Consider the following 12,777-nt stretch of genomic DNA (forward strand, 5'->3'; position numbering starts at 1 on the left):
TCCCCGTCAGGTAGATCGATCTACCAACGTAGTACCAAGGAAAACGGGCGGGCCGCTTCGAGGCCGCGATCATCCGGAAAACACATCACTGGACAGGCGAGGGTTGAGTCAATGACGAGCAACGGCCTGCCGGACCACGGCACAGCTTCCCGCGGCGGGAGCCCGCCCCGGGAAGCGGACATCATCGTCATCGGGGCCGGGATGGGCGGTGGCACCCTCGCCTACGCGCTGCGCGACGCGGGCGCGAAGGTGCTGCTGGTCGAGCGCGGTGGGTACCTGCCTGCCGAACGGCAGAACTGGGAACCGAAAGCCGTGTTCTCCGGCCGGTACAAACCTGCCGAGTCCTGGGTGGACAGTGCCGGGCGCGCGTACACCCCGGGCATGCACTACTTCGTCGGCGGCAACACGAAAATGTACGGCGCCGCGCTGACCCGGTTCCGCGAGGAGGACTTCGGGGAGCTCACCCACCACGGCGGCGAATCCCCGGCGTGGCCGGTCGGCTACCGCGAGCTCGAGCCGTACTACACGGCGGCGGAATCGCTGTACCGCGTGCACGGCGAGGTGGGACAGGATCCCACCGAACCCCGGCATTCCCGGGATTTCCCGTATCCGCCGCTGCCGCACGAGGCCGCGGTCGCCCGGCTCGGCGACCGGCTGCGCGCACAGGGCCTGCACCCGTTCCACCTGCCGATGGGCATCGACTACCGGCCCGGCGGAAAATGCGTCTGGTGCGCGACGTGCGACGGATTCCCGTGCCTGGTCCAGGCGAAGAGCGACGCCGAGGTGTGCGCGATCCGGCCGGCGCTGGAGTCCGGGAACGTCGAAATCAGCACGCACACCAAGGTCCTCCGGCTGAAGACCGGGCCGGACGGCAAGCGCGTGGTGGCCGCGGAGGTCGAGCGCGACGGCGAACGGTTCGAGCTGCGCGCGGACACCTTCGTGGTGGCCGCCGGTGCCGCGAACACGACCGCAATTCTGTTGCGCAGCGGGGAAAACGGCCTCGCGAACGGGTCGGACCAGCTCGGCCGCAACTACATGCAGCACCACATGTCCGCGGTGATGGCCGTGGCCGCCCGGCCGGGGCAGACCGTGTTCCAGAAGACCATCGGGGTCAACGATTTCTACCTCGGCGGCGCGCACTGGCAGTACCCGATGGGCAGCGCGGCCACGTTCGGCAAGCTCACCGGCGAGATCCTGCACCAGGCCCGGCGCGCCGTCCCGGCCGCGGTGCTCGACCAGCTCGGCCGCCGCAGCGTCGACTGGTGGCTGATGACCGAAGACCTGCCCGACCCGGAGAACCGCGTCACGCTCGATGCGTCCGGCCGGATCGCGGTCCGGCGGACCCTGAACAACCACGAGCCGCACACCCGGCTGATCCGCGCGGTGAAGAAGATGCTGGCCAAGGCCGGGTACCCGGTGGCGTTCCACCAGGAGTTCGGCCTCGAGACCAACTCACACCACTGCGGTACCGCCCGGATGGGCACCGACCCGGCGGTCTCGGTCGTCGACGCCCACGGCAAGGCACACGACCTGGAGAACCTGTACGTCGCGGACTCCTCCGTCTTCCCGGCGTCCGGCGCGAACAACCCGTCGCTCACCATCGCCGCGCTCGCGTTGCGGATGGCCCACCAGCGGTTCGGCGTCACGGACCTGCTCGACCGCATGCATTCCCCGCTCTCCCCTGCAACCCGCTGAGAGGTCGTCATGGGATTTTCCTCCAGAACCGGCAAGACCGACCTGCATCCGGGTTTCGAGCGGCAGATCGGCCCGATGCAGGCCACCGCCATCAACATGACCCAGATGTGCGGCATCGGGCCGTTCCTCACGATCCCGCTGATGGTCGCCGCGATGGGCGGTCCGCAGGCGATGTTCGGCTGGGTGGTCGGCGCGCTGATCGTGCTCGCCGACGGCCTGATCTGGGCCGAGCTCGGCGCGGCGATGCCCGGCGCCGGCGGCACCTACCTGTACCTGCGCGAGGCGTTCCAGTACCGCACCGGGCGGCTGATGCCGTTCCTCTTCGCCTGGAGCGCGGTGCTGTTCATCCCGCTGATCATGGCGACCGGCGTGATCGGGCTCGTGCAGTACCTCGGGTTCCTGGTACCGGGCCTGGTCGACGCGGACGGCAACACCACGACGGTGGGTCACCTCGTCGGGATCGGCGTGGTCGCGCTGGTGGTCTTCGCGCTGTATCGCCGGACCCGGCAGATCAGCAAGTTCACCACGGTGCTGTTCGCGATCATGGTGTTCACCGTTCTCACGGTGATCGTGGCGGCCTTCGCCGACTTCCACGCGAGCTACGCGTTCGCCTTCACCCCGGGTGCGTTCGAGCTTTTCGGCGGCCCGTTCTGGACCGGCCTCGGCGCCGGTCTCGTGATCGCGATCTACGACTACCTCGGGTACAACACGAGTGCGTACCTCGGCGCGGAAATCCGCAATCCCGGCCGCACGATCCCGCGGTCCATCGTGGCGTCGATCGTCGGGATCATGTCGTTCTACCTGGTGCTGCAGATCGGCGTGCTCGGCGCGATGCCGTGGGAAGAGCTCTCGAAGTCGACCTCGATGGCGTCGCAGATCCTGCAGCTGGCCTGGGGGACCACCGCGGCGAAGATTCTCACCGTGGCGATCGTGATCACCGCATTCGGCGCCATTTTCGCCGGTCTGCTCGGCGGTTCGCGAGTGCCCTACGAAGCGGCGCGGGACAAGCTTTTCCTGCCCTGGTTCGGCCGGCTGCACCCGCGGCTGAAGCTCCCGACTGTCGGCCTGCTCGCGATGGGCGTCGTCACGGCGATCGGCTCGCTGTTCGACCTGTCCGACGTGATCGCCATGCTCACCGCGGTCTTCGTCCTCGTGCAGTCGATTTCGCAGGTCGTCGCCCTCACCGTGCTGCGCCGCCGCCAGCCCGGCCTGCACCGCCCGTACCGGCAGTGGCTGTACCCGGTGCCCAGCGTGGTCGCGCTCGCCGGATGGGTCTTCATCTACACCCAGTCCGGTACCCAGGCGATCCTGCTGTCGCTGCTGTGGGTCGCCGCGGGCGGGATCGCGTTCCTGATCTGGGCTCGGTTCGAACGCACCTGGCCGTTCGGGCCGAAGGAGATCAAGGAGCAGTTCCTGACGGAAACCAGCCGGGCGACGGAGAGTGCCGGATGAGGCTCGCGGGGAAGGTCGCGGTGGTGACCGGCGGCGGGTCCGGGATCGGCCGGGCGATCGCCGAGGAGTTCACCCGGGCCGGGGCGCAGGTCGTGGTGGTCGACCGGACAGGCGAATCCGGGGTCATCGGCGATGTCGGCCGTGCGGAAACCTGGGACGAGGTCCGGGAAACGGTCCTTGAGCGGTGGGGCCGCTGGGATGTACTGGTCAACAATGCGGGGTACGGAATCCGCGCCACCGCGGAGAAAACCTCGCTGGACGAGTGGCAGGCAATTCTGCAAACCAATGTCACGAGCGTATTCCTCGGCTCCCGCGCGGCAGTTCCGGTGATGCGGGAAAACGGCGGCGGGAGCGTGGTGAACATGGCTTCGGTGGCCGGGACGATCGGCATGGCGGAACGTGCGGCTTACTGCGCAACGAAAGCAGCGGTGGTCGGCCTCACGAAAGCGATGTCGGTGGACCACGCGGCCGACGGTATCCGGTTCAACTGCGTGGCCCCCGGAACCATCGACACGCCGTATTTCACGAAAATCGCCGCTGAAGTGGACGACGTCGAAGCCTTCCGGGCCGGGCTCGCCGCGCGGCAGCCGCTCGGCCGTCTCGGGCAACCGGCGGAGGTCGCTGCGGCGGCATTGTTCCTGGCGTCGGCGGAATCGTCGTTCGCCACCGGTTCGGTCGTGACCGTCGACGGAGGGATGAGCGTATGGTGATCCATCTTCCGGACGGGATCGGCGAGTACCGGCTCGGTTCGCCGGGCTGCTTCTTGCCGCCCGCAGCCCCGTTCCGATCGCGGATCGCTTACGCCGCAGCGCACGTCGTCCCGGACGCGGCGGCGGACAACACGCCCGGCGCTCCGCCGAAACTGGACTGGGACCGCACGCTCGCGTTCCGGCACGAGCTGTGGCGCTGGGGTTTCGGCGTCGCCGAGGCCATGGACACCGCGCAACGCGGAATGGGTCTCGACTGGCCCACCGCGGCCGAGTTGATCCGCCGTTCGGCCGCCGAGGCCAGGTCGGCCGGCGCCCGGATTGCTGTCGGTGTCGGCACCGACCAGGTGACCGACCCGTCGCTCCCGCAGGTGATGGCGGCGTACCGGGAACAGCTCGCGGTGGCGGAAGACGCGGGTGCCACGCCGATCCTCATGGCCAGCCGGGCGCTCGCCCAAGTGGCGCGGTCCGCGGACGACTACGCCGAGGTGTACGACTCCCTGCTGGCCGAGGTGTCCCGTCCAGTGATCCTGCACTGGCTGGGCGACGCGTTCGACCCGCAGCTCGCCGGATACTGGGGCTCGGCCGACCTGGACGACGCGGCCGAAACGGTGTTGTCCCTGATCAGCCGCCACGCGAAGCGGATCGACGGGATCAAGCTGTCGCTCCTCGACGCCGACCGCGAACGGTCCCTGCGGCAACGGCTGCCGGCCGGAGTGCGGATGTACACCGGCGACGATTTCCACTACAGCGAGCTGATCGAGGGCGACGGCACCGGGTACAGCGATGCCTTGCTCGGCGTGTTCGCCGCGATCGCGCCGGCCGCGTCGCATGCCTTGCAGGCTCTCGACAACGGTGACGCCGCCACGTATCGCAAGGTGCTGGCGCCGACCGTGCCGCTCGCCCGGCAGCTGTTCGCGGCCCCGACGTATCACTACAAGACCGGAATCGTCTTCCTGGCCTGGCTCAACGGCCACCAGGACCACTTCGGCATGGTGAACGGCGCCCAGCACGGGCGGAGCCGAGCACACCTGACCGAGGTGTTCCGGCTGGCTGACCAGGCCGGGCTGCTGCGCGATCCCGAGCTGGCCGTCCACCGGATGCAGACGTTTCTGGCCGAGTCGGCTACGCTACGCAGGTAGATCGATCTACCAATAGGAGGGGAAGTGGCACGCGTCCGGCTCAAGGACATCGCGGCGGCTTGCGGTGTTTCGCGGGCGACGGTCTCGCTGGTGCTGCAGGACAGCGGGCGGGTGTCGCACGGGACGAAGGAGCGCGTGCGGGAGGCCATGCACCGGATGGGATACGTCTACGACCGGCGGGCGGCACTCCGCGCGAGCCGGACGATGATCGTCGGGCTTGTGACCACCCACGTCCGCAATCCGTACTTCGCCGAGCTGTCCATGGCGATCGAAGGCGCGCTGTACGACCAGGGGTACACCCTGCTGCTCGGCTACAGCCGGGACGACGCCGCTCAGCAGGCCCGGCTGCTCGAAGGCATGATCGAGCACCGCGTCGACGGCCTGCTGATCGTCCCGGCGTACCAGACCGACCGTGCCGCCCTCGAACGCACGCTGGCCGCTTCCGCGACGCCGCACGTGCTTGTCGCGAGGCATGTCGAGGGGTTCGACGCGGATTACGTCGGGGTGGACAACGTCCGCGCGGCCGAGCTCGTGGGCGCGCATCTGGCCGAGCAGGGGTACCAGCGCGTCGCCTTCCTCGGCGGCCCGGCGGGTTCGACGGCCCGCGCCGAGCGGGAGTACGGGCTGCGGAAAGCGCTGGAGGCGCACGGCCGCGAGCTGGACCCGGCGTTGTCCATCGCCACCAGCGCCGACCGTGACGGCGGCGCGGCGGCCGTGCAGCACCTGCTCGCGGCGGGGCAGGTACCGGACGCGGTCGTCTGCTACAGCGACGTCACCGCGTTCGGTGCGATGGCGGCGTTGCGGTCTGCCGGGACCATCGCGGTGGCGAGCTTCGACGATCTTCCCGCGGCCGCGCAGCACCAGCCGCCGCTCACCTCGGTCGCCACTTTCCCTGCCCAGACCGGCCTCGACGCCGCCCTGCTGCTGCAGGCGCGGATCGACGACCCGGCTCTTCCGTCCCGCAGCGTCCTGCTCACCCCGCGGCTGCATGCGCGGGAATCGACGCTCGGCCCGAACGAACGGAGTACGACATGAGCACCCTGCGCTGGGGCCTCGTCGGCGCGAGTGACATCGCCGCCACCCGGATGATCCCCGCCATGCGGCGGCTCGGGCATCCGGTGACCGCGGTGTGCAGCTCGTCGGCGGCGCATGCGGCGGATTACGCCGACCGCAACGAAATCCCGTACCACACCACCGATCTCGACGCCTTCCTGAACCGGGACGACATCGACGCCGTCTACCTCAGCTCCACCAATGAACGGCACTGTCCACAAGCGATTGCGGCTGCGGCGGCGGGTAAACACGTGCTCTGTGAGAAGCCGCTCGCGCTGACGATCGAGGATGCCGAGTCGATGGTCGCGGCTTGCGTCAAGGCAGGCGTGACCTTCGCGGTGAACCATCATCTTCCCGGCGCGGCAACGCATCGGGAGATCCGGCGGCTGGTTGCCGGGGGAGCGGTCGGGCGGCCCCTTGCAGTGCGGGTGTTTCACGCGGTGTCGTTGCCGGAGCGGCTTCGTGGCTGGCGGCTGCAGGATTCGACCGCGGGTGCCGGGGTTGTCCTCGACATCACCTGTCACAGCGCATCGGTGGTCAACGCGTTGCTGGGATCGCCGCAAGCGGTCACCGCGCTTTCGGTGCGGCAGGGCGAGTGGGACAGCGTGGTCGACGACGCCGCGATGTCGGTGGTGCGTTACGAAGGCGACGTTCTGGCGCAGCTGCACGACGCGTTCACCGTCGGCTACGCCAGCACAGGCTTCGAAGTCCACGGCACCGAAGGGTCGATCGTCGCCACCGACGTGATGACGCAGGATCCGGTCGGGCGGGTGGTGCTCCGCGATTCCGCCGGGGTTCGGGAGATCGAGATCCCGGACCGGCCGGATCTGTACGAGACCGTCCTGACCGCCTTCGCCGCGGACGAACCCTCCGTCACCGCGGCGGACGGCATCGACGCGCTGTCAGTGGCGCTGGCCGTGCGGCGGTCGGCCGAAACCGGCCAGACGGTCGACCTGACCTAGGAGACATCATGCGCAAAGTACCTGTTCTGTCCGCATTGGACGCCGCAGCGCTGATCCCGGACGAGTCCGTCGTGTCGGTCAGCTCGTCGTCTGCGCTCGGCTGCCCGGACTTCGTCTTGAAGGGCATCGGCGAACGGTTCACCGAAACCGGGTCACCCCGCAATCTCACCACCGTGCATCCCATTGCCGCGGGCGACATGTACGGCGTCGCGGGGGTCGATCACGTTGCGGTGCCGGGACTTCTCCGCCGGATCATCGCCGGTTCGTACCCGAGCGGGCCGTCCTCGGCGGAACCGCCGCTGATCTGGCAGCTGATCGAGCAGGACGCGATCGAGGCGTACAACCTCCCGTCCGGCGTGCTCTTCCAGATGCACCGCGCCGGGGCGACGGGCCAGCCCGGCGTGCTGACCGAGGTCGGCCTGGACACTTTCGCCGACCCGCGGCACGACGGCGGCCGGATGAACGACCGCACCACCGGCGACCTGGTCGAGGTCGAGGAACGCGACGGCAAGGAATGGCTGTTCTACCCGGCGGTGCGGCCGGACGTCGCGATCATCCGCGCCACCACGGCCGACGAATGGGGCAACCTGACCTTCGAGGACGAGGGGTCGACGCTGGGTGCGCTCGACCAGGCCTACGCCGCGCACAACCACGGCGGCATCGTGATCGCGCAGGTCAAGCGGCTCGCGGCGGGCGGGTCGCTGCCGCCGCAGCAGGTCCGGGTACCGGGTATTCTCGTCGACGCGCTGGTGATCCACGAGGACCAGCTGCAGACCACCCAGACCGCGTACGACCCGGCGATCAGCGGCCAGATCCGGCGTCCGCTCGACGTGATCGGACCGGCGCCGTGGGGGGTCGAGAAGGTGATCGCCCGGCGGGCCGCGGCCGAGCTGGCGCCGGACGAGATCGTGAACCTCGGGTTCGGGATTTCCGCGCTGGTGCCGCGGATTCTGGTGGAACAAGGCCACGCGGACGCGGTCACCTGGGTGATCGAACAGGGCGCGGTCGGCGGCACCCCGCTCACCGGGTTCGCGTTCGGCTGCGCGCTCGACCCGCAGGCGCTGATGCCGAGCATCGACCAGTTCACCCTCCTGCAGGGTGGCGGGTTCGACCAGGCCTTGCTGTCGTTCCTGGAAATCGACGAGCAGGGCAGTGTCAACGTGCATCACCTGCCGGGGCGACGGCACGTGACGGCCGGGGTCGGCGGGTTCGCCGACATCACGTCGCACGCGAAAAGCATTGTGTTCAGCGGCAATTTCACCGCCGGGCGCCGGGAAATCAGCGCCGAGGACGGCCGGTTGGTGATCGCCCGCGACGGTACGGTGCCGAAGCTGGTCGAGCGCGTGAGTGCAGTGACGTTCTCCGGGCCGCGCGCGCTCGCGAACGGCCAGCAGGTCCGGTACGTCACCGAGCGGTGCGTGCTCGAACTGCGGCCCGAGGGCATGACGGTGATCGAGGTCGCCCCGGGCGCCGACCTGCAGCGCGACGTCCTGGACCAGGCCGCGGGCAAGCTGCGCGTCGCCGATGACGTGCGCGAAATGGACAGTCACCTGTTCCGTCCCGAGCCGCTTCCGACGATCTTCCGCAAGGACTGAGGTACATGCCTGACAACCGATTCGACTACATCGTGGTGGGCGCGGGCGCGGCGGGCTGCGTCGTCGCGAACCGGCTGGCGCAGGACCCCGGCACCCGCGTGCTGCTGCTGGAGGCGGGCGGGCGCGACTGGTCGCCGCTGATCCACCTTCCGGTCGGGTTCACGAAACTGACCAGCCCGGCGGTGAACTGGGGCTTCGAAACCGTGCCGCAGCCGCAGCTGAACGACCGCCGGATGTGGTACCCGCAGGGCCGCACGCTCGGCGGGAGCACGTCGATCAATGCGATGATCTACATCCGCGGGCACGCCGAGGACTACGAGACGTGGAAGAAGCTCGGCAACAAGGACTGGGGGTACGAGGAGGTCCTGCCGTTCTTCCGGCGCGCCGAGCACAACGAACGGCTCGCCGACGCCTACCACGGCACCGACGGCCCGATGAACGTCACCGAGCAGGTGCAGCACAACGAGCTGAGCAAGGCTTTCGTCCGTGCCGCGCAGGAGCTCGGGCTGCCGTTCAACCACGATTTCAACGGGGCGCGGCAGGACGGCGTCGGCTATTACGACGTGACCCAGCGGAATGTGCGGCGGGAAAGCTCGGCGACGGCGTACCTGAAACCAGTGCGGCGCAACGGGAATCTCACCATTGTCACGCATGCGCTGGCGACGAAGGTGCTGGTTTCCTCGGGGAAAGCGGTCGGGGTCCGGTATCTGCACAAGAACACGCCTGCGGTGGCTTATGCCGATCGAGAGGTTGTGCTGAGCGGCGGCGCGGTCAACTCGCCGCGGTTGCTGCTGCTGTCCGGGATCGGGCCTGCCGACGAGCTCCGTCCACTCGGGATCGACGTGGTGCACGATCTGCCCGGGGTCGGCAAGAACTTCCAGGACCACATGGACGTTTATCTCACCGCCGAGACGGTTCCGGTGAGCTACAACGAATCCGACCGGCCCGATCGTGCATTGCGGTACGGTCTTCAGTATCTGCTCACGAAAACCGGTCCGGTCACCGCCTGCGTGTGCGAGGCCGGGGCGTTCGTGCGCAGCAGTGACGAGGTGGTGTCGCCGGACATCCAGATCCACTGCCTGCCCGCGTTCGTCATCGACCACGGCCGCCGCCGGGTGAAGGGGCACGGCCTCACCATCAACACGTGCAATCTCCGGCCCCGCAGCATCGGGGAGGTCCGGCTGCATTCTTCCGATCCCGGCCGGGCGCCGGCGATCAACCCGAACTACCTGGCCGATCCGTACGACTGGCAGGTTTCGATGGCCGGCTTCCGCTGGGGCCGGAAACTGTTGCAGTCGGAGGCTTTCGCGCCTTATGTGAGGCAGGAGCACCTGCCCGGCGCGCAGGTGCAGACCGATGATGAGCTGCGTACGTATATCCGCGAATGGGCCAAGACCGATTACCATCCGGTCGGTTCCTGCAAAATGGGGACCGACGAGATGGCGGTGGTGGACGGCGAACTGCGCGTGCACGGATTGGACGGGCTGCGGGTCGTCGATGCTTCGATCATGCCTACCTTGATCAGCGGGAACACACAGGCGACGTCGATCATGATCGGGGAGAAGGGTGCGCACCACCTGCTTGCGGGGCCTGCGCGATGACCGTTATCCTGCGTTGGGCAGGTTTGGTCGCCGAGATTCTGCTCGACCGTCCGGAGAAACGTAATGCGCTGACTCCGGAAATGCTCGACTCATTGGGTTTGGTGCTGGCGGAAATTGCGTCGTCGGACGCTCGGGTCGCGGTGATTCGCGGTGCGGGGGACAAGGCGTTCTGTGCCGGGGCGGATATCACGCGATTCGCCGGGTTGTCGCCGGAACTCATGTGGCGGGACTGGACCGCGCGCGGGCACCGGGTTTTCGACGCACTGGCCGCGCTGCCGCAGCCGACCGTAGCGGTGGTGCACGGCAATGCCTTCGGGGGAGGGCTGGAGCTGGCGCTGGCGTGCGATTTCCGTTTGCTCGCCCCGGAAGTGACGCTCGGACTGCCCGAGGTAGGGCTGGGTACGGTCCCGGGTTGGGGTGGTACGGAGCGGCTCACCCAGCTGGTCGGACCGGCGCGGGCCAAGGAGATCATCCTTTCGCGCAGGCTGGTGGACGCTGACACCGCCGTCGCCTGGGGCCTGGCCACTGCGGTTTCCGGTTCGCTGGATGCCGCTGTCGACGAGCTGGTGACCCGGCTGACCGGTGGCGCGCCCATTGCCGTTCAGGTGGCGAAACAGCTCATCGACGCTGCGGCCGCGGGCGCTCCGGCTCGGGTGCTGGAACCCCTTGCCGGGGCACTGAGCTCGGCGACCAGCGATCTCGCCGAGGGAGTCGCGGCGTTCCGGGAACGCCGCGATCCCGTTTTCACCGGACATTGATCAGCATCGAGAGGTATTGTCATGACAATTCCCAGCCATCACCGGATGGTCATTGACGGCGAGGACGTAGAAGCTCTTGCCGGGGATCGCTTCTCGCGCACGAGCCCGGCGCACGACACGGTCGTGACGAGTTATCCGCGCGCGGATGCCGACGACGTCGACCGTGCGGCCCGCGCGGCGCGGCGAGCCTTCGACGAGGGCCCGTGGCCGAAACTGGCGGCGGTCGACCGTTCCCGCGTGCTGCTGCGGGTCGCCGCGCTGATCCGCCGGGATGCCGCGGCACTGGCCCGGCTCGAGGTGCTGGAGAGCGGGAAGCCGATCGACCAGGCGCTCGGCGAGGTCGCGACCGCCGCGGAATTGTGGGACTACGCCGCGGCGTTGGCCCGGCACGCCCACGGCGACGCGCACAACACGCTGGGGGAGGACGTGCTCGCGATGGTGCTGCGCGAGCCGGTCGGGGTGGTCGCGATGATCACGCCGTGGAACTTCCCGCTGCTGATCGTGAGCCAGAAACTGCCGTTCGCCCTGGCGGTCGGCTGTACCGCGATCGTGAAGCCGAGCGAGCTGACGCCCGGAACCACCGTGGCGCTGGCCGGGCTCCTGCGGGAAGCCGGGCTGCCGGACGGCGTCGTGAACGTGGTGACCGGCGCCGGTGGCATCGGCTCCGCGATGACCTGCCACGACGCCGTCGACATGGTTTCGTTCACCGGCTCGACCGAGGTCGGGCGCGCAGTCGCCAGTGCAGCCGGGCAGCGGCTCAAGAAGGCCGAACTGGAACTGGGCGGCAAAAACCCGCAAATCGTCTGCGCCGACGCCGACCTGGACGCGGCTCTGGATGCAGTCGTGTTCGGCGTCTACTTCAATGCGGGGGAATGCTGTAACAGCGGCAGCCGGGTCCTCGTCGACCGGCGCATTGCGGCAGATTTCCAAGCCGCGGTGATACGGCGATCGAAGGAGGTCCCCGTCGGCGATCCCCTGGACCCGGCCACCCGGATCGGCGCGATCACCAGCCAGGAACAACTGGACACCATCGAACGCTACGTCGCGGAAGGCACCGCCGCCGGCGCGAGCCTGGCCCTTGGCGGCAGCCGCCTCCCGACCCCCACCGGCCGGTTCTACCACCCCACGGTCTTCACCGACGTACGCCGGGAAATGTCGATCGCCCGAGAGGAAATCTTCGGCCCGGTCTTGTCGATGCTGACTTTCTCCAGTTTGGACGAAGCAGTCTCCATCGCGAACGACACGGTGTACGGCCTGTCGGCAGGAATCTGGACGTCGGACGTGAACGCCGCGCTGACCGCGTCCCGGACCCTCCGCGCCGGAACAATCTGGGTCAACCGCTGGATGGACGGCTACCCGGAACTCCCCTTCGGCGGCTTCGGCGCAAGCGGCCTGGGCCGCGAACTGGGCCGGCACGCCATCGGCGAGTTCACGGAGACCAAGACGGTGCAACTTCAGGTGGGCCCGCGCACAACCCGCTGGCTGACTGACCCGGTGGCGGGGTAAGGTCCGGGGTATCGGGGTAGAAACGTGCCCCCCGGGCACGCGTACACACGGCATCGCACGATCCGTCACTCCTTCACCTCGAAGGAGTGCACTGTGGGTCCCCGCATCGATCGCAAATCCAGTGAGAGTTCCCCCGTTCCGCCCAGCCCGGACGACGCTTCTCCCGTCCCACCTCTACCCGGCGGCGATTCTCCGGCTCCGCTGGCGGGTGGTTCCGCCGTTCCGCCCCTGCGCGGCGGCGGGTCCGCCATCCCGGGTCCGCCGGGCGGTGACTCTCCCGTGGTTCCCCCGTCGGGTGGCGATTCC

At 68.8% G+C, this 12,777-nt stretch carries 10 protein-coding genes; all 10 read left to right on the plus strand.

All coding sequences use genetic code 11. The features are described from left to right. The first annotated feature begins 111 nt into the window (after positions 1-111). From OO71_RS09180 to OO71_RS09225, 10 genes are read left to right on the plus strand one after another with little or no spacing between them, the layout of a single operon-like run. Entirely contained in the window at positions 112-1,695 is a 1,584-nt protein-coding gene (locus OO71_RS09180; protein WP_051791359.1) for a GMC family oxidoreductase, read from the plus strand. 9 nt (positions 1,696-1,704) lie between these two features. Continuing rightward, positions 1,705-3,147: an APC family permease gene (locus OO71_RS09185; protein ID WP_033289267.1), complete on the plus strand. Its 1,443-nt coding sequence runs from the start codon at positions 1,705-1,707 to the stop codon at positions 3,145-3,147. Then, positions 3,144-3,857, plus strand: a complete 714-nt coding sequence (locus OO71_RS09190; RefSeq protein ID WP_033289268.1) for an SDR family oxidoreductase — start codon at positions 3,144-3,146, stop codon at positions 3,855-3,857. Before OO71_RS09185 ends, OO71_RS09190 begins: the two co-directional genes overlap by 4 nt. Then, positions 3,851-4,996: a dihydrodipicolinate synthase family protein gene (locus tag OO71_RS09195; RefSeq protein ID WP_033289269.1), complete on the plus strand. Its 1,146-nt coding sequence runs from the start codon at positions 3,851-3,853 to the stop codon at positions 4,994-4,996. Before OO71_RS09190 ends, OO71_RS09195 begins: the two co-directional genes overlap by 7 nt. Before the next feature lie 24 nt (positions 4,997-5,020). Then, positions 5,021-6,031 (plus strand): LacI family DNA-binding transcriptional regulator, encoded by a 1,011-nt coding sequence (locus tag OO71_RS09200; RefSeq protein ID WP_033289270.1) that lies wholly within the window; start codon positions 5,021-5,023, stop codon positions 6,029-6,031. After that, positions 6,028-7,011: a Gfo/Idh/MocA family protein gene (locus OO71_RS09205; protein WP_033289271.1), complete on the plus strand. Its 984-nt coding sequence runs from the start codon at positions 6,028-6,030 to the stop codon at positions 7,009-7,011. The genes OO71_RS09200 and OO71_RS09205 overlap by 4 nt, the downstream gene beginning before the upstream one ends. 8 nt (positions 7,012-7,019) lie before the next feature. Next, on the plus strand, positions 7,020-8,606 hold the full coding sequence (locus OO71_RS09210; protein WP_033289272.1) for an acyl CoA:acetate/3-ketoacid CoA transferase: 1,587 nt from the start codon (positions 7,020-7,022) through the stop codon (positions 8,604-8,606). Between the two features lie 5 nt (positions 8,607-8,611). Next, positions 8,612-10,207 (plus strand): GMC family oxidoreductase, encoded by a 1,596-nt coding sequence (locus OO71_RS09215; protein ID WP_033289273.1) that lies wholly within the window; start codon positions 8,612-8,614, stop codon positions 10,205-10,207. After that, positions 10,204-10,965 carry an enoyl-CoA hydratase/isomerase family protein gene (locus OO71_RS09220; RefSeq protein ID WP_033289274.1) on the plus strand — a complete coding sequence of 254 codons (762 nt, stop codon included), beginning with the start codon at positions 10,204-10,206 and terminating at the stop codon, positions 10,963-10,965. Before OO71_RS09215 ends, OO71_RS09220 begins: the two co-directional genes overlap by 4 nt. Before the next feature lie 21 nt (positions 10,966-10,986). Further along, positions 10,987-12,471: an aldehyde dehydrogenase family protein gene (locus OO71_RS09225; RefSeq protein WP_033289275.1), complete on the plus strand. Its 1,485-nt coding sequence runs from the start codon at positions 10,987-10,989 to the stop codon at positions 12,469-12,471. The last annotated feature ends 306 nt before the right edge of the window (positions 12,472-12,777 follow it).

The organism is Amycolatopsis jejuensis, assembly GCF_000717335.1.
GTDB classification, from domain to species: domain Bacteria; phylum Actinomycetota; class Actinomycetes; order Mycobacteriales; family Pseudonocardiaceae; genus Amycolatopsis; species Amycolatopsis jejuensis.